The sequence below is a fragment of the Phycisphaerae bacterium genome (assembly GCA_035275405.1).
Lineage (GTDB): Bacteria > Planctomycetota > Phycisphaerae > UBA1845 > UTPLA1 > DATEMU01.
Map to the genome: position 1 here is coordinate 168,716 of DATEMU010000007.1, position 20,809 is coordinate 189,524.

The 20,809-nt window shown below is 61.4% G+C and carries 17 protein-coding genes; 8 read left to right on the top strand and 9 right to left on the bottom strand.

Annotated elements, in window-relative coordinates:
- Positions 1-30: 30 nt before the first annotated feature.
- Complete coding sequence (locus tag VJZ71_09945; GenBank protein ID HKQ48378.1) at positions 31-618, bottom strand: LemA family protein; 588 nt, start codon at positions 616-618, stop codon at positions 31-33.
- Between the two features lie 109 nt (positions 619-727).
- On the opposite strand from VJZ71_09945, the gene VJZ71_09950 reads away from it, so the two are divergent.
- The 5 genes from VJZ71_09950 to VJZ71_09970 all read left to right on the top strand — a co-directional run bounded on the left by VJZ71_09950 (position 728) and on the right by VJZ71_09970 (position 7,506).
- Positions 728-2,032 (top strand): PhoH family protein, encoded by a 1,305-nt coding sequence (locus tag VJZ71_09950; protein ID HKQ48379.1) that lies wholly within the window; start codon positions 728-730, stop codon positions 2,030-2,032.
- Between the two features lie 224 nt (positions 2,033-2,256).
- Entirely contained in the window at positions 2,257-4,563 is a 2,307-nt protein-coding gene (locus VJZ71_09955) for a putative dsRNA-binding protein (GenBank protein ID HKQ48380.1), read from the top strand.
- Between the two features lie 205 nt (positions 4,564-4,768).
- Positions 4,769-5,344, top strand: coding sequence for a hypothetical protein (locus VJZ71_09960; GenBank protein HKQ48381.1), 576 nt, complete (start codon positions 4,769-4,771; stop codon positions 5,342-5,344).
- A gap of 499 nt (positions 5,345-5,843) precedes the next feature.
- Entirely contained in the window at positions 5,844-7,052 is a 1,209-nt protein-coding gene (locus tag VJZ71_09965) for a hypothetical protein (GenBank protein HKQ48382.1), read from the top strand.
- A 40-nt stretch (positions 7,053-7,092) separates the two neighbouring features.
- Positions 7,093-7,506 (top strand): NUDIX domain-containing protein, encoded by a 414-nt coding sequence (locus tag VJZ71_09970; GenBank protein HKQ48383.1) that lies wholly within the window; start codon positions 7,093-7,095, stop codon positions 7,504-7,506.
- An 86-nt stretch (positions 7,507-7,592) separates the two neighbouring features.
- Here VJZ71_09970 and VJZ71_09975 read toward each other — a convergent pair whose 3' ends face one another.
- The 3 genes from VJZ71_09975 to VJZ71_09985 all read right to left on the bottom strand — a co-directional run bounded on the left by VJZ71_09975 (position 7,593) and on the right by VJZ71_09985 (position 10,338).
- Positions 7,593-8,618, bottom strand: a complete 1,026-nt coding sequence (locus VJZ71_09975) for an HDOD domain-containing protein (protein HKQ48384.1) — start codon at positions 8,616-8,618, stop codon at positions 7,593-7,595.
- A gap of 38 nt (positions 8,619-8,656) precedes the next feature.
- Positions 8,657-9,235, bottom strand: a complete 579-nt coding sequence (locus tag VJZ71_09980) for a response regulator (protein HKQ48385.1) — start codon at positions 9,233-9,235, stop codon at positions 8,657-8,659.
- Positions 9,236-9,636: 401 nt separating this feature from the next.
- Complete coding sequence (locus tag VJZ71_09985) at positions 9,637-10,338, bottom strand: hypothetical protein (protein ID HKQ48386.1); 702 nt, start codon at positions 10,336-10,338, stop codon at positions 9,637-9,639.
- 102 nt (positions 10,339-10,440) lie between these two features.
- Between VJZ71_09985 and VJZ71_09990 the strand changes: the two genes are divergently transcribed.
- Positions 10,441-10,887 carry a hypothetical protein gene (locus VJZ71_09990; GenBank protein ID HKQ48387.1) on the top strand — a complete coding sequence of 149 codons (447 nt, stop codon included), beginning with the start codon at positions 10,441-10,443 and terminating at the stop codon, positions 10,885-10,887.
- 53 nt (positions 10,888-10,940) lie between these two features.
- The gene (locus VJZ71_09995) at positions 10,941-11,441 is read left to right on the top strand and encodes a hypothetical protein (protein ID HKQ48388.1); all 501 of its coding nucleotides are present in this window, start codon (positions 10,941-10,943) and stop codon (positions 11,439-11,441) included.
- Here VJZ71_09995 and VJZ71_10000 read toward each other — a convergent pair whose 3' ends face one another.
- Genes VJZ71_10000 through lpxK form a run of 3 tightly spaced genes read right to left on the bottom strand, consistent with a single transcriptional unit; the run spans position 11,442 to position 14,448 of the window.
- Positions 11,442-12,353, bottom strand: a complete 912-nt coding sequence (locus tag VJZ71_10000) for an HAD family hydrolase (GenBank protein ID HKQ48389.1) — start codon at positions 12,351-12,353, stop codon at positions 11,442-11,444.
- Between the two features lie 3 nt (positions 12,354-12,356).
- Complete coding sequence (locus VJZ71_10005; protein ID HKQ48390.1) at positions 12,357-13,313, bottom strand: hypothetical protein; 957 nt, start codon at positions 13,311-13,313, stop codon at positions 12,357-12,359.
- Between the two features lie 28 nt (positions 13,314-13,341).
- Complete coding sequence (lpxK, locus tag VJZ71_10010; GenBank protein HKQ48391.1) at positions 13,342-14,448, bottom strand: tetraacyldisaccharide 4'-kinase; 1,107 nt, start codon at positions 14,446-14,448, stop codon at positions 13,342-13,344.
- Between the two features lie 104 nt (positions 14,449-14,552).
- On the opposite strand from lpxK, the gene VJZ71_10015 reads away from it, so the two are divergent.
- The gene (locus VJZ71_10015) at positions 14,553-15,143 is read left to right on the top strand and encodes a hypothetical protein (GenBank protein HKQ48392.1); all 591 of its coding nucleotides are present in this window, start codon (positions 14,553-14,555) and stop codon (positions 15,141-15,143) included.
- Between the two features lie 31 nt (positions 15,144-15,174).
- Here the strand turns inward: VJZ71_10015 and VJZ71_10020 are convergent, their stop codons facing one another.
- Together VJZ71_10020 and VJZ71_10025 are read right to left on the bottom strand one after the other, a co-directional pair.
- A complete protein-coding gene (locus VJZ71_10020) occupies positions 15,175-18,459 on the bottom strand; it encodes a choice-of-anchor J domain-containing protein (protein HKQ48393.1) in 3,285 nt (1,094 codons plus the stop codon).
- Positions 18,460-18,550: 91 nt separating this feature from the next.
- Positions 18,551-20,794 carry a dockerin type I domain-containing protein gene (locus tag VJZ71_10025; GenBank protein HKQ48394.1) on the bottom strand — a complete coding sequence of 748 codons (2,244 nt, stop codon included), beginning with the start codon at positions 20,792-20,794 and terminating at the stop codon, positions 18,551-18,553.
- Positions 20,795-20,809: the final 15 nt, after the last annotated feature.

Here is a 20,809-nt window from a genome sequence, read left to right on the forward strand (position 1 = left end):
GCCTCGCTGCTGCGAGACCGTGCCACCCTGCTACGTAAACTTCACCTTCGGCGCTTCGCGGGCCGCGGGGTCTTCCACTTCAAAGAACTCCGCCGGTCGAAAGCCGAGCGAGCCTGCGAACATGACGTTCGGGAAGATCTGAATCGAACTGTTGTAGCGACCGACGGCGTCGTTGTAGTACTGCCGGGCGGCGCTCACCTGGTTCTCCGTGGAGGCGAGTTCGGCGGAGAGCTGCATGAAATTCTCGTTGGCCTTGAGGTTGGGATAGGCCTCGGAGAGGGCGAATAGCTGGCGCAGCGCGCCGTTCAGCATCCCCTCGGCGATGCCGGCCTGCGCGGGAGTTGTCGCGCCGACGGCGCGGTTGCGGGCCTCAATCACGCGATTGAGCGTCTCCTTCTCGTGCCCCGCATAGCCCTTGACGGTCTCGACGAGGTTGGGAATGAGTTCGTGCCGCCGCTTGAGCTGCACCTCAATCTGGGCCCAGGCCTCCCGGACGGTCATGCGTCCGCGAACGAGACCGTTGTAGATGGCGATCATCCAAATGAAGGCGATCAGCCCGACGGCAATAGCGATCACGACCCAGCTGTTGGACGAGACGCCGGCAGCGACAGTGTTCATGGACAGACCTCCCGCGTATTCACCCAAGCATAACAATTCGCCGCGCACCGGGCCATGAGAAAACGGCGGGTCGTTTATAAGCGGCGCGGCCGCCGGTATACTCCCCGCCATGCGGAAGCACTACATCCTCGACACCAACATCCTCCTGCACGACCCCAACTCGATCTTCCAGTTCGCGGACAACGTCGTCGTCATCCCCATCGAGGTGATCATCGAGATTGACCGGTTCAAGCACGAGATTTCCAGCCGGGGGCAAAACGCGCGGGAGGTGTCGCGGCTGCTCGACCAGGTGCGGCAGTCGCAGAGCCTGGCGCAGGGGGCGAAGCTGCCCGGCGGGGGGATGCTGCGGGTGTATTGCGGTCAGGAGCACGCGCTGGCGGCGAAAAATGTCTACGCCGACGCGGAGATCCTGCGGATCGCGCGGGAGATACAGGCGGCCGAGCCGGGCGGCAAGGTCATCATCGTCACGAAGGACATCAACCTGCGGATTCGGGCGGATGCGCTGGGATTGCCGGCGGAAGATTACACGACGGATCGCGTCGGTCTGTCGGACCTTTACACGGGGCGAATCGAACTCGCGGAGACGCCCGAGGTAATCAACCGGTTTATGGCCGAGGGGATGATGCCGCTTCCGGCGGGGACGAGCATTTATCCGAACGAGTATGTGCTGTTGCGGAGTAACAACGGGACGGCGGCGTCGGCGCTGGCCCGCGTCGATGCGAAGTGCGAACGGCTGGTGCGGGTCAACGAGTCGAAGAAGCCGGTCTGCGGGATTCGCCCCAAGAACAAGGAGCAGTATTTCGCCTTCGACGCCCTGTTCTGCGAAGCCATCAAGCTCGTGACGATCATGGGCAAGGCGGGGACCGGCAAGACGCTTCTCGCCATGGCGGCGGGGCTGCAGCAGGTCCTGCACGACAAGCTCTATCGCGGGCTCGTGGTCACGCGGCCGACCACGCCCGTCGGCAAGTCGATGGGGGCGCTGCCGGGCGGGATCGAGGAGAAGCTGGCGCCGTGGCTCAAGCCGATCAGCGACACGCTGGAGACGCTGCTCGACGCGGGCGGAGCCATCGGCGGGCGGAAGCATGTGCGCGACCTGTGGGAAAGCGGCACGGTCGATGTCCAGCCGCTCTCGTACATCCGCGGTCGGAGCATCCCCAAGCAGTTCCTCATTGTCGACGAGGCCCAGAACCTAACCCCCCTGGAAGTCAAGACGATCATCACCCGCGTCGGTCACGGGACCAAGGTCGTGCTGACCGGCGATTCGTACCAGATCGACAACCCGTATGTCGATTCAAGCAGCAACGGGTTCAACTACCTCGTGAACCGCTTCCGCGGCGAGCCGCTGGCGGCGCATATCGAGTTGACCAAGGGCGAGCGCAGCCCGCTGGCGGAGTTGGGGGCGAATTTGCTGTAGCAGATCAGAGCCCCACCAGCCCGACGCGCAAGCACCGGGAATCTTGCGTTCGCTCAGAGCCCCGAGGCGCGAGCCCGGGAGCGTATCGGGTATTGGCGGGGGCCAGTTTCGGGGGCGGCGATTGGGGTCCGACACGGCGAAACTTCGCTGGGTTATACTTCTCTTTTTTTGCGTTACGCTAACCAGAAGGCATGTTGGAAGCGGAGCTTTCGGACCCGATCGTCATGGAACTAATTCATCAAAACGAATCCCAAGAAAACGCATGGCTTTTCCATCGGACTCCCTGGGAGCCGGAGTTTTTGTCCAGGTTTCCTCGGGTAACACAGACACTTCGAATCGCATGCCCGTTCATTAAAATCCGAAGCATCCGACTAATCCTCGCAAGCTTGCCATCTCGCCCACAAGCACCTATCCACGTAAAGTTGCTTACACGCCTTAATGCGCCTGATTGTCGCGCCAGGGTCCACGATATTGCTGCGATCGAGTTGCTCCGGAGCAATCCTCTTGACGACCGCTGCCGTATCGACGTGCGCATTAACAACGCTTTGCACGCGAAGTGCTTTATCTTCGACACCAACGAAGTCATCATCACATCGTCTAATCTAACGTTCGCCGCCTTTTACAAGAACCTTGAAGTTGCGATTGCCCTTTCTAATCCTGAAGTAATTACCACATCGACGCAGTATTTCGACGAGATATTTGATGCGGCGTCGCCTGTGTCGGACGCGATGCTGGAATCGGTGAAGAGTCGTTTGCCTTTCCTGCCACCTGCGGAAGTCTGCATTAGCCCCGAGCCCGCGGTCATCGAGGCCCCTCCAATTGCTCCGGTTGATGATGCGTCTGCTGACTTCCCCGAGCTCGATCCTTCGGCCGTCCAAAAGCTCGATGAAGCTTTGTCGCAACAACTCGAGCGCGACCTAGACAAGAGCTGCATATTTCTTTCATCACCGGACGGACAATCGGCCGCAGCCGAGAGCGAAAACTCGTTCTTTCAAGACATGGCCTCTCGTTTTTCGCGGGTCTTTAGTGGTGTTCAGCCCACAAACGACGAACTGGCTGTAATATTCGTACATGCGTCCGCCCGGCAATCACTCAAATCAGTAAACGTTGATCTAGAGCGCGCGGCGCACTTGGAGTGTATCGGTCGCCACGCCCTTACGATTATCATAATAGAGTCGCTGTTGCAAGCCAGCAGCAGGTCAATTGATGCGGGAACCCTCACGTCGAAGATGAACTATATTGCTGCCTCCGATCATTGTGTGCGCAAATTCCACGAGGCAGGCCTTGCCCAAGTCTTACTTGACGTCTCTATGACATCAAGTTCCGAGGCATTCAGTCGCGGCCGTGCGTTGATTCTCAAGAAGACCATATATCGAATGGTTGGCTATCTCGCTCTATCACGGCCTTGGGAGGAAATTGCGAATGTAATTATTGCAACGTTGGAGATTGCGGAGTCCTTTCCTTTTGAGTCCTATCGAGACCACAATTATAAGAGGGAATTACAGAACGCTACTCAACAAGCGGGCGCCGGTAGACCAATATACAAACTTTCCGGTCGCGAGGGTCGCGACGATGATCCAAGTTTCATCGTCGATGTGATCGTCCGCAACAAGATTGTGGGCCAAGGGCGAGGCACGCCAATGAAGATCGCCGAAATGCGGGCAGCATTCGACGCACTAAAGGCGTTTCGGCTCGATCGCTCATCCTCGCGTGCGACTGGAGGAGAACCCGTTAAAAGCGCGACCCTTGCAGCGTGCTCGCGACTTGGACTCAGTGCCCTCCGCACAGTCACATCACGTGATATTGGGATTGCCCAAGCGCTCTATGTACTACTCCCGACGGGGAGCCCTCGAACAGAGTTTGCTGACAAACGGGAAGGACTGTCCGTCTTAGGAGGCGTCGTGCGAGAACTACTGGCCTACTTCCAATGCTACTCAGACGGATGTGGCCCGACAGCAGCGACTAGTCGCGCCAATTATCTAAACAAGAAAGAGCGCGTCGTAAAGTGTATCCGCCAGTCTCCGTTATTGGGATGGATTAAAGAACTGGTCAAAGACAATCAATTTCGTACTGCTGGCGATCCGAGCGTTGTAAACGAAACTGTCAATGTTTGCTTCGCCGTTCTTTTTGCTGCTGGCGGAATAGAAACTTGTCGTGGTCTTGCTTCGTATCTATTTCGGGATACATCCGTTGATGTATCACAGGAGATTATTCCTGCAAAGGTGAGATTGCTGCAAGCGCTTCAAGCCGCGTTCCGAGAACGAGTAAAAGAACTCTTGAAGTTTGAATTAAAACCCTTGCATAAGCTTAACCAAAGCCACGATCCGTTATTCCAAGTGCGAGTCGTCTTCGACGGAAAAGAATTAGGGCGAGGTACTGGAAAATCGCGTCGGATCGCTGAAGAAGTTGCCGCGGAGTGCGCGCTAATTAATCCATTATTGCAACAACTGTTAAGCTCAGCAGTTGCCTCTTCCTCGGATTCATCGTCAGCGGCGGGAGGCGCAGAAGTCGTTGCGCACGGCGGTATTTGAAATGGCTAACCGAATGAACATTGGAGTTATTGCTGTCTTGGACGCTCTGGGGTTCAAAGGAATATGGCGAAGGCAGGATTTAAGCACGCTTATTAATCATCTAAGAGAATCCGTGAAGTTCGGGCGCGCAATCGCAAAGGCATCACAATACCAATTTACGGTCGACCCCGTAATGAGTAGGATCGGAGTTACAAGTACAGTCAGAATGTTTAGCGATACGGTGTTGATCGCTGTGCATTTCGATCCGAGCGAGCTCCGCGAGAAGCTTGTAGGGCTAGGAAAAGACGAAGCGTGGCTAAAAAACAGGGTTGTCTTGACTGTGCTATTCGATGTATGCATGTTTTTGTCTATTGCAATTGCCAAGAAACCCGTCTTGGTTTATCGCGGCTGTGTTTGTGCAGGTGAAATGCTGATCGATAGTGACATATTTCTCGGTCCTGCCGTCGATGAGGCAGCAGAAAAATCGCCGCTTGCTGATGGTGGGTTCGTATGGCTTGCGAGATCGGCTCAGTCCTGGATTTCCGACGACATGATTCCTACGCGGCCTGTTATCACGCTCGACGAGTTAGCGATCCCATACGCAGTCAGCCTAAAGGGAGGATCAACTTATCAAACTCGCGTCGTCAACCCGCTACTTATGACAGACGAAAAGCAACGCAAACAAATTATTGTTGATACGCTTCGGTCATTCGATACGGACTCGGTTCTTGTGGAGGTCAAACAACAGAACACGGAGGCAATGCTCGAACGTGCGAGAGCTGTCCTAAGCAAGAGCGGATGAGATATGGGCATATCGGGCCCACGTTCCATGAGTGGCAGTTGGTGAAGCCCCCGGTGATTCATCCGCCCCGGCCGATCTTCGACTGGCGAAATCTGATCTCACGATTCACCCCCCAGCCCTAACTCCTTGTCCCGCCTCTAGTTTCAAGCCTCCCGTTTCTCGGCCCAAGATTAGAGGGAGCGCTGAGCAAGGGTCCTGTGCAGTGGACAACAAAAGCGGCGGCGAACCCGCCGCCTCCCTTGGCTTACGGCTTAAGGCTAATGGCTGATGGCCCGTGAGATCGGAGTCTCTGCGCCATGAACGCTAAACAACCGGTGAATCTTGTGAATCCTGTAAATCATGTCCATTTCCTCCCCCCGTTTCCGCGTTGTTCCACCACACAAAAACGATCTCGGTGTCCTCTGTGCCTCTCTGGTGATCGGCTGCTCGTTCAGCCTCATTCAGCCTCGTTCAGCCTCATTCACCCCCCCGGGGGGCCTGCCTGAAAGGAGTTTGACCAATGAATGACCCAAACCAACTGCCCGAACTGCCCATCGAACTCGGCCCGCGCTCGTCCGTCTTCGAAAAAACCACCCCCGAACTCCGTCGCAAGCTCGACCGCGCCATCCTCAACTACGATCCGCCCGGATACCGCGCCCTCTACAAAAAGTACGGGCTCCCCGAACTCGGCGTCAGCTTCACCGCCTTCTACTACTACGCCCGCCGACTCCGCCGCCGCGCCGCCGCCACCGACATGGCCCTCACCGCCCTGCCCGACGAACGCGACTCCGTCCGCCTCCTCCCTGGCCTCGTCGGTCAGTGCCTCATCGACCAGCTCATGACCGGCGACGACGCCTCCCCGCAGGCCGTCTACCGCCTCATGCTCGCCTACACCGCCGCCATCAACAACGCCATCACCGTCCACGAAGCCCGCCACGTCTTCCCCCGCAATGCTCCCTCCCCTTGCGAAGGGGAGGGCCGGGGTGGGGTTTCCTCTTCCGTCACTTCCGTCCCTTTGGTCCCTTTGGTCCCTTTGGTCCCTTCTGTCCCTTCCCCATCTCCCACTCCGCCTTCTCCAAATCTGTGTTCATCTGCGTCATCTGCGGAAAAAACCTCCGACCTCCTCGCCCGTGTCGACCGCGAGCTGGCCGAAAGCGAGGCCGCCCTTGCCGCGGAAAAAGAGGCCCTCGCGGCCGAACAAGCAGCGCTCGCCGAGGAAAAAGCCGCCCTCGCCAGCGACGAGGCCCGGGCGCTCGCTTACTTCGAACAAGTCAAGAAGGACCTCGCCGCCATGGGCTACCCCGTCGCCGAGTGCCGGACCCTCGACGAACTCGAAGAGATCCTCCGCAACACCAACCCTTCTGTGGAGCAGCCGCCCTCGGCTGCTGACGTTGCCCCTGTCCCTTCCGTCCCTTCGGTCACTTCTGTCCCTTCACCCCGGGGCGATTCTGCCTCTCAAATCTCAAATCCCGCCGCTCCTTCTCCTTCCATTCCGAATTCCGCGTTCCCACTTCCGCATTCTCCGTCAATTCCGCATTCCGAAATCCGCATTCCGCATTCTGCAGACGCCATCACCTCCACCGCCGACGACCAATTCCGTATCACCCCCGAAGAGCGCCGGCTCCGCGAATTCCACCGCGTCGCCATCGCCTACGGCCTGATCAAGCCCGACGCGCCCATTCCTAATTGCGCGGATTCGATGGTGAAGACAGATGGCCCAGCCAAATAACGGCTCAGCGATCCGTCGGCGAACAGATACAATAAGAGGAATGAGCGATCCGCGTACACGAACGGTGGCGAACCCCGTGCAGGGCGTCCTGGGCATCCTCCGCGACGGCGAGCGCGTCCTGATGATCCAGCGGTCGAAGACCGTGCGCGTGCCGCTGGCGTGGTGTTTTCCGGGCGGGGCGATTGAAGTGGGGGAATCCCAGATCGAGGCGCTGGTGCGCGAGATGCAGGAGGAATTGGAACTCGTCGTTCAACCCGGTGAACTGCTTATGACGCAGACCAAGCACGAGGGGCGGCTCGTGCTTTATTGCTGGTCGGCCGAAATCGTGGGCGGCGCGCTTGCCGCCAACCCGAAGGAGGTTGCCGAGGCGCGGTGGATGACGCCGGCCGAGGTGCGGGTCATGGAGGGCGTTCTGCCGGGTACGTGCGAAATCCTGGAGACGATCGGGCTGTGACGAATGCGGAAGTCGGAATGCAGAATGCGGAATGAAGAGTCTACACTCGCCGACCGGCCGGAATGATGCCCTTTACCCGTTTCGGATTAGACCGAGAGTACGGGTGATAGCGGTGCTTCCCGTCTAGCGAATTCGCGGACCGGATGCGAGGCGGGGACCACATCGAGCGGCGAGGCTGCATCCATCGCCAGCATCGTCGCGGGGCCGAGCAAATCGGCGACGCTGATCGGCGCGGTGAAATAGCGGGCGAACAGGCTCTCGATATCGCGATATTCATCCGCCGCCTGTTCAATCAGGGCGGCAACGCGACCGGCGTGGATGTTGAATGCGGAATGGAGAAGTCGCAGGAGCAGGGATGGATTGGTCGGCGGCGCGGCCGAGGGGCCGATGGGCAGCGCGCCTGCGACGTAGGCGATCTGCCAGAGGCGCATCGCGGGGGAATTCGCCGGTGAAAGCGGCGGGTTCGTATGATGACGACCGACGGCATCGACGATGATCGCGGGAAGCTGCCATTGGCGCAGCAGTTCAAGGCCGACGTGGATGTGATTGAGACCGAACGACTGCCATTCGAGCGCGGCGAGTTGGACCGGGCAGCCTTCGCTGTTTTGGCGGAGGCGATCAATTTCCCGCGGCTGGGCGGCGGCAATGGTCGCCGAGCCGACGTCCTGCAACAGGCCCACGAGAAACGCCTCGCTCGCCAGGCGGCGGTCGGTATTCATCGCCAGCGCGCGGGCCACGCAGCCGCGGATGAGGCCCTGCCTCCAGTATGCGCCGAAGTCGATCGCGTCACCCACGGCGACGCAAAGCGCCTGAGCGCATTCGAACGCCACGGCCAAGGCGCGCGTGCGATCGGTGCCGAGCCGGACCGTGGCGGCTTCGATGTTCAGCGCGGGAATCCCCGCTCCGTGACGGACGGCATTGGCAATGCGAATCAAGCCGGCGCTGAGCGCGGGGCTTAAGGCGAGGACCGAGGCTGTTTCCACGGGCCCGGGCGGCGGGGAGGCGTAGAGCCGGTTGGACAGGCAGGCAATTCGCGAGCGGCCGAGGAGCGCGGCGACGCCGCAGAGGGATTCGATGGAGTCGATTTCGCCGCGCGTCGGATTACCAATCATGGAATCATCTCCGGGTATGGCCCGATCGGCGGACGGCATCACATCTCCAGGGAGAGCGTCTCTTCAATGGTTCGAACGGCCTGCGAGATTTCGAACGGTTTGGGCAGAACGGCGTCGAAGCCCTGCTGCCGGAGCGTCTCAGCATCTCCCTCCCGCAATGCCCCGGTCATCGCGACCAGGCGCGTCACGGCGAGATCGGGCAGCCCGCGGATCGCGCGGAGCGTTTCGCGGCCGGACAAACCGGGCATTTCGATGTCCATGCACATTACATGGGGCTTGAAGGCATCGGCGATGGAGCCGGCCTCAAATGCCGATCGAGCCACTTGCACCTCGTAGCCGGCTTCGTCGGCCAGTGCGCGAGAGAGCAGGTCAGCGAGGGCCGAATCGTTTTCCGCGATGAGCACCTTCGCCGCGCCGGTCTCCAGCCCGTTCAGCGGAATGCCGTGCGACTTCATGAAGCGGACGAGTTGTTGCAGTGGTATGCGGCGGTCTTTACTGCCGGGGATGCGATACCCGCGGAGTTTGCCGGTGTCGAACCATTTAGAGACGGTTCGGGGCGCGACATTGCAGATTCGTGCGACGTCGCCGGTGGTCAGAACATCTTTTACACGAGCCATGAGCGCCAATCCCTGGGGTTGTCGTGATCGGTCCGGCGGACCCTGGCGCCCGCCGGATCGATCGGTGCGCTTCCGTTCCCCTGATCGGCTCGCCCTGCTCCTGAATGAGCAAAAAGTTGTTGCAGACGCTATAGAGCGCGCAGATTCTACGATCGACGTTCGGCTTCAATAGCGGACGTGGGAGAGATGAAAAACCGCCCGCAGAACAGCGCCGAATAGCGCGCCTGATTGCCCAAGCTTAGGCCGCCCGATTCTGGAAGGCAAGGGGGCAATGTCTTCGTTGTACGGGCAAGCTCACGGGTGGCACGGTCTGACCGCGAAGCGGGCAGGCCGTGTTGGACATGCACGCCACGGCCTCGCTGCTGCGAGACCGTGCCACCCGAAATGTCCTTTGAGACCAATCACTCGTTCTCTTCCAAGGCCTCCTCGCCGGGAGCCAAGACGTTGGTCACGGGGGTCGTCGACCGTAGGGATTCCAGGCCCAACCAGAGGCCGGCGGTGAGGAGCGCCGCCGCGGCAAGGGTTCGCAACGGCCAGGCGATTCCGCGATGGGAGGAATGGATAGTGTCATTCACGCCGTCGACTGTGAGTTTCAGTTCTCCAGAACGGACGGTCCACAGTGCATAGCCGACCACGCCGCCGGGCGGGTACTGAGAACGCAAGGCGGATTTGAACTCCTGTCCAGCCTGGGCGCGCACCTCTTTGGCGGAGCGGCCGGCGCGGACCGCGGCGTTGCGGGCATCGGGAAAGTGCGGCGCGTCGCCGACCGTTGCGGCGAAGTGCTGGTATTCCCAAAAAAGTGTCACGGCGATGGTCAACAGGGAGACGATCAAGGCGCCGCGGAGGATGGTCCCGCGCGAGAGCGGCCGGGCCGGGCGGGCGATGCGAAAAGCGACGGCACTGACCAGAAGCCCCGCGACGAGGAAGAAGAACAGGCCGAAGTACATCGGCAGCCAGACCAGGCGCGCGAGCAGCCAGGCAAGGATGGCGAGCAGCACGAAGGCGACGGCGAGAGCGAGCCACCAGGCCGCGTGCTGCGGTGGGTCCGGAAGGGGGGCGATCGGGCTTGCATCCGCGGTCGGCTTGGAAGGATTCATCATCATTGCTGTTTTCGACGCTATTTGCCTTACCCGGTAAACGAGGCTACATTATGCGGCCCTCGATCAACGTCAAGGCGGCCGGTGCGCCCGCGGAGAAACGGAATCATGTTTGTGCGTATGGCGAAAATCACGATGGCGGGTGTCCTGCTGCTGGCGGGCGCGGCAACCTCCGGTTGCTCCAGTGGGAAGGACAAGACCCCGAAGATGCGCCGCCTGGAAGGCGTCGCCAAGCAGATCGACCTGCGCGCCGGCGTCGTGTCCATGTTATGGAAGAACGACAAGGGCAAGGAAATCGAGTTGAAGGGCACGGTCAAGGAGGATGCGGAAATAACCATCAACGGCCGCGCCCACAAGCTGGAAGACCTCCGCGAGGGGGACGCCGTCGTGGTCTTTGGATTTCGCGAGAAGATCGGCGACATGGAAAAACTGATTGCCACGCGGATTGAAGTATCCCGACCCCAGGACCTGGATTGGAAGACGGTGGGGAGCCCGACGACTCAGCCGGCGGAAGGTACGAAACCCGCTTCGCCGACGGCAGGGGCAGCACCATAGGGGCGTCAAAAAAATCGCCACGTGAACAACTGGAGCAATTGGAGAAACAGGTGATGGATTCGATGACAAGTTGGTTGCGAGGTTTTTCGGTGTGCGCGTTGGCCCTCATGCTGGTCGGCTGCCAACAAGACGGGCCATCGGGGACGAAGTCACAGAGCGAGGCCCCGGCGTCGGCCGCTGCGGAGAAGCCCGCGAATACCATGGATACTAAGAATCCGGCCCCGACGACCACCGCGGAGCCGCCGATGCAATCCGTATCCCATACTCCCGCACCGACGCCGCCGAGTGCGGCCGCCTCGACGGAGGATGATTTTGAGTCGGAGGCCTCGCGGCGCAAGCAGACCGAGAGCATGATCTACGCGACGATTCGGATCAAAATGGAAGAGGCGATTGAGAAGCGGGCCTCGCTTTTGTCGTCCGGCAAGGCTCCCTCCGACGAAGAGGTACGCTCCCTCGAGGGGACGATCATGAGGGCACGGGAGTTGTTGGAAGAAAACGGCGAAGTCGTTGAGCCCGTTGATCCGCCGATTGTGCAGAGCGTTCCCAACCCGTAATTATTTCCGCCGGGAGGCGGAAAACCACGTCAGCGCAACGATTTGAAAAGCGATGCCCGCCAGCAGGCGGATCGTCGCGTTCGTCGCCGCGCCGGGGTTATTCGGCCCGATATCGACTGCCGCGTACAGCCCCCAGAGGATGGCGATCGCGGCGAAGGCCTGCACAATCGCGCCGGCCAGTCGACCGACAGAGAAGTCGTCGAATTGCCGGTCGCGGCGCATCAGGCGCAGCTCTTCCAGCACGGCATTCAGCGCGGCTGAATCTCCGGCCGGGGGGGCCGCGGGCGGCGGCGTTTTCTCCGGACGGTCAGCCTTCGGGGCGGGCGCCGGCTGAGGACTCGTGTTCGCCAGAATGTGCCGCGCGGCCGCGGCGAGATCGGGAGCGACCGCATCGGCCCGCGCGGCTTGCCCACCGGGTCCGACGAAGATGGTGCGGCAACCGGCGGCGCGGCCGGCCTCGATGTCGCGCGAAGAATCGCCGACCATCCAGGAGCGCGGCAAGTCGAGGCCCATTTCCCGTGCCGCAAGTTCCAACATGCCGGGCCGGGGTTTTCGCAGTTCGCTGTCACGGCGGTACTCCTCACGAATCGCATCGAGCCCGTCGAGATAGGGACAGAAGTACACGGCGTCCAGGCCACCGCCCCCGGCGACGAGGAGTTCTTTCATTCGGCCGTTGACGGCCTCGACGTCGCTCTCGGCCATCAGCCCTCGCGCGACGCCGGATTGGTTCGTCACGACGACGACCGCGTAGCCGGCGCGGCGAAGGCGGGCGGTGGCCTCGGCGGCGCCGTCGAGCAGACGCACGTGCGCGGGATCCTTGAGGTAGCCCGGATCGTGGATCAGCGTGTTGTCGCGATCGAGGAAGACGGCGCGGCGTCCATTCTGATTCGGCTGGTTCACGGACGTGGTCATTGCCTACATCATCTCGATGATCGCCTGCCGCAAGAGCGGCAGCAGAATTTCATGATGCCCGGTGATATGGTGCCCGCGGCCCTTCTTGACCGGGCGGCCGACAACGTTTTCGCTCGGACGATAGTGGCGGATCATGTCGAGATTGGCCGTGCTGATGTCGTCGAGGTTCGCGCCGAGGTTGCGGGCGACGGCCACCGCTTTGAGGAAGACCTCGGGGAGCACGACCGCCGAGCCGATGTTGCACCACACGCCCGCGGGCGAGCCGCTCTTGCCCGGCGCCATATCGGCGACGACTGTACAGGTCAGGCGAAAGTCGGATTCGCTGCGCTGCAGCAGGTCGCTTTTTGCGATCGCCGGGTGCATGTGAATCGTATCGGTGCCGATGGCGACGATGACGGCGGCGGGGATCGCGGCCCTGTGCGCGGCGGCAAGAATACTGAGCTGGCCATGGGGCGGCGCGGTCTTTACCAAATGCGCCCCCAGGGCCGCGCCGAGACCGGCGTCGGTGGATGCTTTAGGCGACAGCGCTTCGGCGAAGAAGGCGGGGGTTTCCTGAACCATGCCGAACGTGCCGTCATTGATCGTGTCGGATACTTCTTCGCTGGTCTCGCCGAAAAGGGCGGTCTCGATGTCATGGATGGCCGTGGCCCCGTTCATTGCTACGGCCGTGATCATCCCGCGCTCGATCAGGTCACAAACGATCGGCGAGCAACCGACCTTTACAACATGCGCGCCGAGCGCGGCGACGACGGGGCGATCGGCACGGCGGGCTTCCACGATGGCGGTCGCCAGCGCCTTGAGCGCTTTCGCGCCGAGATAGGGCGGAAGCGAATCCCACCAGTCCGCGAATTTCGCCCCCCGGGGGGGCAGGCCGGCGGCCTGCTGCGCGTCGAACTTGTGCGCGCGGCGGGAGACCGAATACGTCTTGATCTTCGAGAGGTCGGCGGGCTGGTATTTCATAATTCGCCCAGTGTGGAACCGTCGCGCCTCACGCATCCCGGAGGATACGATCGATTGCGTCGGCGAGTATTTTATCGCCATCGCCTGGAAACTCGACCGCCAAATTCAGCGCGAGCAACCGCGGCGCCTTTTCGTCCCAGCGGCCCTCGATTTTGACGGCGTCCTTTTCCGTGGTGAGCAGGATGTTGGCCTCCATCTCCCCGGCGACGTCCGCCAGGCCGGTCAGCTCCTCGGCGCTATAGGGATGGTGGTCCGGGTATTGATAGGCCGCCAGCACCCGGACGCCAAGCCGCTCGACGCTTCTCCGAAAGCTCTCGAAATTGGCAATTCCGGCAAAGAGGACCGCCTGCATATCGGTGGGGTCCGTCTCCTGGACCGGTCGGCCTGAAAGATCGAGAAAACCATGGGTCGAGTGCGTCGCTTCGATGATCGGGCGGTCTTTCGCGAGGCGTCGAAGCGTGCGCTGGATCAGCGACCTTGTCGTTCCGTCGACTTCGTTACTGCGCGTAAGGACAACGAGATCGGCGCGGCGGAGCGCCGTCGGCGGCTCGCGCAGCAAGCCGCGAGGCAGAAAGTGGCCGTGGCCAAAGGGGGCGGTGGCGTCGATGAGCACGATGTCCAGATCGCGGGCCAGACGGCGATGCTGAAAGCCGTCATCCAGAACGAGCACATCGGCGCCCTGGTGTATCGCACGCCGGCCGGACGCCACACGATCCGGATCCACGAGCACCGCGGCGCCGGGACAGCGGCGCGCGAGGACCATCGCCTCGTCGCTTTTTTCGCGCCAGCGGGCGGTGACCGCGTCGGATTCATTGGCGTTGCGCGTCGAGGCCTTCGACTTGTACCCGCGCAAAAGAATGGCGGGCTTTCGCCCGCGGTCAGCGAGCCTCTGGCAGATCGCGGCGGCGATGGGCGTCTTTCCGGTCCCGCCAACGGTGAGGTTGCCGATGGAGATCACGGGGGCATCGACCCGCTTCGCAGCGCCGGGAAAAAGATCGTAGTAGGTGTTGCGGATAATTACGACAGCGGCATAAGGAACAGCGACGACGGCCAGGAGGGCGCGGAGGATGTCCGCGAAAAGGCCGCGGCGACGATGGGCGACGAGTTCCAGGTAAGCGCCGGTAAGAAAGGCCATGTGTCGGGTGCAGTCTAGCCGAAGCAGGGGGTTTCGGCGCGGTTGACGCGGGCGGGTCGAGGGGAGTAACGTGGGCCATCGCGGGGGAACGCAGGAGTCGTGTGATGCGAACATGGCCGCGGCGATTGGGGTTCAGCGTCTGGACGTTGGCGGCGCTGGCAGGCTGCTCGGAGATGGGCGGCTCGGATATTGGCGGCGAGCGGACGGAAGGCTGGTCGCAGGCCGCGCTGCCCAACGTCCCGCGCGACGAGGCCTTTGACGCGGGCGTCCACGCCCTACGGCAGTGGTTTCGGCTAGAAGACATCTCCCCGCAGGACGGCGTCGTCCGCAGCGCGGTGACGGAGTACGACCAAAAGGGGGGAACGGGGCGGATCCGCGACACGGCGATCGGGTATCGCAACCGCATGCGCCATCAGGCGACATTGTTGGTCGCCACCCAGGGGACCGGCAGCGTGGCGAAGTGCATGGTGAGCGTCGAGCGGCTGGACACAGCCGACCATCGCGTCTTCCGCGATCAGGAGCGGTTTCAGGATTATCCCTCGGAGACGCCGATCGATCGCGACGCGGGGATTAGTGCCAGCCAGGACCAGGTCTGGACACCGATGCCGCGCGATCGAAAACTCGAACAGGATATCCTCGAAGTCCTCCGCAATCGCGCGGCACCCCCGCCGCAGACCGCCCCGGCGCAGGGATAAAAGGACCGGCCTGGTCGCCCGGGGGAAACTACTATTGTGCAAGCAGGTGGTCGACAAAGATCTGTGTGTCGGCGCCATTCGCCATTCCATCGCCGTTCAGGTCCGAACGGGCGCGGTGCATCGGATCGGGATCAGAACCCAAAATCACGGCGACGAACACGTCGGCATCCACGAGGTTGACGAAGCCATCGCCGTTGATATCTCCAAAGATAGCGGCAGGAACGATCGAGAAGGACCCCTCGGTCTCGTCCGAGGAATTCTGGAAGCGCTGGTCACGAGCGATGACCCGCAACCGCACGTCGGCAATTCCTCCACTGGCAGGGAGTTGCCAGGCGTAGTCTCTCGCCGCCGCCGGCAGGTCGAGTACGATCGGATGCCACGTTCGTCCCTGATCGTAGGACGCCTGAATGTCGAAGGAGCGTATGCCCTCGGGCGCGCTGGCGCTCCATGTGATGGGAACGGTGCCGCCGCCCGGGAAGCTCCCGCCGGCCTGGGGTGTCTGCATCGTCACGATCGGCGGTTCGAAGCCCAGGCGCGGATCGTGGCGGATAGAGAAATATCCGTCGGCGAAGAACCAGGCCACGGCATTGGAATTGTTCGTCACTTGGAGAGCCAGACGCGCCCGGTCAGTGCTGACGAACGGGAAGTCCTGGAAGAAAAAGCCCTGTCCATTGCCTGAACTCAGGCCCTTGATTGCCGCCCCGTCGCTTTCCAGCACGATCAGCGGCGTGACGAGCCCGAAGTTCACCGAACCCGTCCACTGCACGTCTGGAGGGATCGCAAAGCCTCCAAAGAATGTCTGACCGCTCAGGTCAGTGGTGATGGTTAGCGATCCAACGACGTCCCCAGAGGGAACCAGCACCGCTGCCTGATCCCAGGCCTCCTGTCCGGCCGCATCGACCGCGACCACGCGAAGGAACTGCGGCTGGTTAGTGACAGCGTAGCCCGGATTGGGGATGGTGAGTTCCCAGGAGCGCGCGTCGCCAGGAATACCGTCGACCAGGACGGTGAAACGATCCTGATAGTGGCCATCGGGCGAGAACTCGATCCGTTGGTTGGCGATCGCGTCATCGCTCTGCACGTCCCAGCACACGATGTACTTGGTACCCTGGTCGAGCAGGTAGTCGGGGTGGATGTAATCGGGAGAGGCATAGCGCTGTGTCATCCCCGGCTCGATCATTCGCACGACCGGCGGCGTGTTGGTGAAATCCGGCGGCGCCGTGAGGAACGGCTGATACTGCACGCCCGTGGCGCCGTCACCGCTGATCGAGTCACCCTGACCCCCGGGGTTGCCCGGCACCTGCGGCCCCGACGGGTGGTTCCACCAGCAATTGCGGGCATCAGCGCTGGACCCGAACTCAAAGGCGTCGATCCCAAAGTTATTGCCTTCGAACGAGTTGGGGTTATTGGGGCTGTTTAGCGTCGGACTTCCCTGATCCGTGAAATCGAGGCCGACATAGTTGGTCACGAATCGCGCCTTGCGGAAGCGAATACTGCCGGACGTGTTCATGTTGGCTCCGATCACGTTGCCGGTAAACATGCAGTTGTCGACGTATAGCGCGTTATCGGTGCTGGTCACGCCGAAGTGGGCGTCTTCGACAACGCAATATTCCATGCGGCAGCCGGTAGTGCTGTTCGTATAGAAAGTCAGCCCGGACCAAAGTTGGCCGTTCAGTCCGCGGAAGGTAATCGGGGCGCCGGGCAGTCCGTCGAGCACGCCCTGTCGCGTCGAGCGGAACAACAGGCCGGCATTCGGATCAGACGCCTCGACCACCACGCCTGGACTGATGGTCAGGTGGCCGCCCGGAAATTCCGTGCTCGGCTCGGTGAGCCGGTAGGGCAAACCCAGGTCCGACCATTGCCCAGTCCCGGCAAAGCCGCCGTCCCCGACGTTGATCGCGTTGTTCGTGTTGCCGGTCATCGGTACGACGCTGTCGGGCGTGAGGCCGCCGTGCAACTCCAGCGGATAGGCGTTGCCTTGAAGCACGACGTTGGGGCCGAGGCGATACATGCCGCCGTCAAGCGCCAGCCCGGCCATTGTGCTGCCGGCGCCCGATATGCCGTCGATGGCAAGCGGCTGGATGCTCTCTTGGCGGTTGATGCGGAGCGGCTGGCCGTTGAAAGTGTTGGGGGCGGTGACGTCGGCGAATGTGCGTAGAAGTTGAGCATAGGTATTGGTGAATGTGTTATCGCGGAGCACCGCCAGGCATCCCGAGAGAGACATGTACGAGTCGGTGAAGGTGCAGCGTTCGAGCCTGACGTAGGGCAAGGAATTGGGGATGTCATCGGAACTAAGAAGGCCGTCGAAGGCGAACGTGCAGTCCGACAGTAGTACGTTGGCGGCGCTGCCGATACGGAGCTGTTGGTGGAACTCCGTGAAATGTGCTTCCAGGGTACCGCCGCTGACCACCAGGAATGGCGGAAAGGAGTTCGGCGCGGTGAAGACCGCCGGGGCCGCGGCGCTGGCATTGATATTCAACGTGCCCGCGACGATCAGTTGCCGGCCGCTGTCGAAATTGATCTGCACGCCCGGCTGAACATTGACAGTCCCGCCGGCGGGGATCGACAGGCTCTGGCAGGCGCGGTAAGGGCTGTTCGAAGTGCTCCACGTAATGGTCTGGCCCGATTGAGGGACAGGGGGAAGGTTACAAGACGGTGTTTGTGGAGGCCCGACGCTAAGCGTGTCCAATTCCAGCCAGGTGTTGCCGGCAATGAAAACAGGCTCAATATTGGGCGCGTAGAAGCGCAACGCCAGGCGGCCATTTCCTGGAGCGGTCGCGCTGTATTGCGTCCAACCCGTGGAGGAGACTGGATTCACGTCCAGCAGCAGTTGCGTGAAGTTTCCAACGTCGGTGACGCCCGAGCCGGTGTTCGTTCCGCCGGTTGGAGAATAGCGGATTTGCAGTTGGGCCGGGACGTTCCCAGTCATCAATGCGCGGGCGTAGACGGTGACGGTGTCGCCGGCGATCTGATTGGGAATAGCGGGGAAGAGGGCCCAGTTGCTGACCGTGCCGGCCGACCCGGTTTCGATGCTGTTGAAGTCCGAACTGAGCGTGCGAGTCCCTGAGTGGGCCGTGCCACAGTAGTAGCATGGGCCGGCATAAAAGGTCTGGGAACCAATCGGATTCGATTGGTTGCGGAAGATCCAGCCGCCGCTGACCAGTTCCGGTGGACCGGGCTGGCCGAAGCTGGTGTCACCAAGCGTGTCCATGTTCTCCGAGAAGTTCGCTTGTGCCAGAGCGGGCGAAACCCCCATCAGGACCAGCGCCACAGTGGCCAGCGCATAAACGACACATCCATTGAATTTCGTAGTCATGGTGAACCCTCGCGTACCTGGCTCGGGATTTCCCGAACCGCAAATAGTGCCTAAACTCGATCATGCCCCGCTCCCGCCGGCCACGAAGTTTCTACGGCGCGAGCAGGAGATCGACGAATAACTGCGTGTCCGCGCCGTTCGCTTCTCCATCGCCGTTCAGATCCGAGCGGTTGATTTGCGGCGCGAGCGTATTGGTTCCCAGGAGGGCGCCGACGAACAGATTGGCGTCGATCAGATTGACAAAACCGTCGCCGTCGATATCGCCCGGCTTGAGGCCGATCAATATCTGCACGACGCCTTCACTCATCGCGCTGGCCCAGAGGTGGCCTCCGGCGTCAAAGTGCGGCGCGCTGACCTGCCAATGCGTTAACGGCGAATTGGCCGTGGTGTAGTGCGTCCACGTTCCATTGTCGTTACGGACGCTGATGCCACCGGTGTAGGGCCATACGCTCGGCTGTTGAGTAGTGACGGCGAGCTTACCATCCGATGACCGAAATGCGATCCCGTTCACATTGGTTCCCGGCCAACCCGCCTGGGCCTGTGTGATCGTGGTCCAGTTCGTTCCGTCAAAGTGGAGAAGCCGGCCCTGTATTCCCACCCACACGCCGTTGGTCGGATCCGGCTCCAGGTTGAAGAGGGTGCCGTCGAGCGGCAAGGGAGAATTGGAAACGTCCCATGTTGACCACGTCCCATTGGCGTTGCGGCGATGAAGCTGAATATACGTGAGCACCCAGAGCGCGCCCTCCGTGTCCGTGGCGACGTCGATCACGTCATTGGCCGTCCAGCCGGACGGCGCCCAGGTGTGCAGCACCCAGTCGTTGATCTCCGTATCCAATTCCCACACGCCGACATAGCGATCGCCGGCCCATATCGTGCCGTCGCCGTCCTGGGTGATGCCCGTGCAGATCATCGGACTCAAATTGGAGTTCTGCGTATTCCAAAAACCGGTAAAGGTCCCCGTCTCCGGGTCCCATCGCCCCACGCCGTTGCCCGCCATCCAGATTTTCCCATCGCTGGCCTCAAGCATTTCGTACATGGGCTCGCTGCCGGCCCAGGGATAGGGCTCGGAGAGATCGTTGTGATTGCCCCAATTCCGCCAGCGGGCCGGTGCATACGCGTCGTTGCCGGTCATCCGCGACAGACCGCCTTCGCCGGAGGCGAACCAGACATTGCCCGATGAATCGCTTTGAATCCTGTCGATGAAGTAATCCGGAAGCCCGCTGTTGAAAGTGTTGAACCGCTCCAGCAATTCGCCGCCCTCTTTGTAGTGCCGCACGGTGCCGAGCGTCCCGTTTCCACCATAGTTGTTAATCCAGATGTCGCCATTTGGCCGCACATGAATCGAGCCCGGGATGTTGTCGGCGTTCACGAAGAACTGCGGCGAATTGCCGTTCACCATTTGGTAGATGTCGCCGTACCACGCCCCCGCATAGACCAGTCCAGTGTCCGAATTCATACCCAAACACATGACCGTGCCCTGCGAACCCAGATCAAAGACCTGGTAGCCCGTGCCATTCCACTTCCACAACCCGAATTCGCCGGTCGTGATCCAGATGTTCCCTTGGAGGTCCTCCAGCATGTCGCCCATCGGATAAGGACAAGCGTGCAATACCCAGCTTGTCCCGTTGAATTCCGCCATCCCGCCCAGCGTCGAATGTGTCAGCCAGACCCGATCGTCCGCCCCGACCAGGACCGAGTTCACGTCCCTCCACGGCGTGTACCATGGCAACTGTTGCCCAACTTCAAACTTCGTCCATTGATTCGCCGCCGGATTGAACTTGAAAAGCGCCCCATTGGAGTTCGAGACGGTCACGTTGGTCAGCCAGAGATTCCCCTGGCTGTCTGTGTCGATCGACCGGACGCCATTCAGGACGAGCGGCGAATTGGAGGTGTTGTAGGTAAACCACATCTGCTGCGGCGTGGCGCCGTTCGGGTCAAAGCGCGTCAACCCGGCATCGCTCGTCAGCCAGATGACTCCCCCGGCCCCGAATTCGAGGTCATGGATGAACACCGAGGGAATCGGATGCTCGACACTGGACCAGACGGTCCAAGCGCCGGTGTCGAAGCCGCCGCCGGACAGCGGCGTGTAGGGAAGCTCGGAAGCCGGGAGCATCGCCACCGCTACTTCCCACCAGTCGATCATGCGGCTCACGATCCACAGATTCCCCTCGGCATCGAATTTCATCACCCGCACTTCGTCGCCGGGCACGCCCGTCATGCTGGGTTTGACGATTTTCCAGCTTGGGGCCTGGGCTTCGAGACGAGCGCCGCTCTGGCCAACCAGGATGGACGCCAGAACTAAGACTGATGCCGTGTTTTGTAAGAAACGCTTCATAACGATCTCCATTCC

Coding starts and splice junctions, on each gene's coding strand:
- VJZ71_09945 (HKQ48378.1), bottom strand. CDS start 618: ATGAACACTGTCGCTGCCGGCGTCTCGTCCAACAGCTGGGTCGTGATC.
- VJZ71_09950 (HKQ48379.1), top strand. CDS start 728: ATGCGGAAGCACTACATCCTCGACACCAACATCCTCCTGCACGACCCC.
- VJZ71_09955 (HKQ48380.1), top strand. CDS start 2,257: ATGGAACTAATTCATCAAAACGAATCCCAAGAAAACGCATGGCTTTTC.
- VJZ71_09960 (HKQ48381.1), top strand. CDS start 4,769: ATGTTTAGCGATACGGTGTTGATCGCTGTGCATTTCGATCCGAGCGAG.
- VJZ71_09965 (HKQ48382.1), top strand. CDS start 5,844: ATGAATGACCCAAACCAACTGCCCGAACTGCCCATCGAACTCGGCCCG.
- VJZ71_09970 (HKQ48383.1), top strand. CDS start 7,093: ATGAGCGATCCGCGTACACGAACGGTGGCGAACCCCGTGCAGGGCGTC.
- VJZ71_09975 (HKQ48384.1), bottom strand. CDS start 8,618: ATGATTGGTAATCCGACGCGCGGCGAAATCGACTCCATCGAATCCCTC.
- VJZ71_09980 (HKQ48385.1), bottom strand. CDS start 9,235: ATGGCTCGTGTAAAAGATGTTCTGACCACCGGCGACGTCGCACGAATC.
- VJZ71_09985 (HKQ48386.1), bottom strand. CDS start 10,338: ATGATGATGAATCCTTCCAAGCCGACCGCGGATGCAAGCCCGATCGCC.
- VJZ71_09990 (HKQ48387.1), top strand. CDS start 10,441: ATGTTTGTGCGTATGGCGAAAATCACGATGGCGGGTGTCCTGCTGCTG.
- VJZ71_09995 (HKQ48388.1), top strand. CDS start 10,941: ATGGATTCGATGACAAGTTGGTTGCGAGGTTTTTCGGTGTGCGCGTTG.
- VJZ71_10000 (HKQ48389.1), bottom strand. CDS start 12,353: ATGACCACGTCCGTGAACCAGCCGAATCAGAATGGACGCCGCGCCGTC.
- VJZ71_10005 (HKQ48390.1), bottom strand. CDS start 13,313: ATGAAATACCAGCCCGCCGACCTCTCGAAGATCAAGACGTATTCGGTC.
- lpxK (HKQ48391.1), bottom strand. CDS start 14,448: ATGGCCTTTCTTACCGGCGCTTACCTGGAACTCGTCGCCCATCGTCGC.
- VJZ71_10015 (HKQ48392.1), top strand. CDS start 14,553: ATGCGAACATGGCCGCGGCGATTGGGGTTCAGCGTCTGGACGTTGGCG.
- VJZ71_10020 (HKQ48393.1), bottom strand. CDS start 18,459: ATGACTACGAAATTCAATGGATGTGTCGTTTATGCGCTGGCCACTGTG.
- VJZ71_10025 (HKQ48394.1), bottom strand. CDS start 20,794: ATGAAGCGTTTCTTACAAAACACGGCATCAGTCTTAGTTCTGGCGTCC.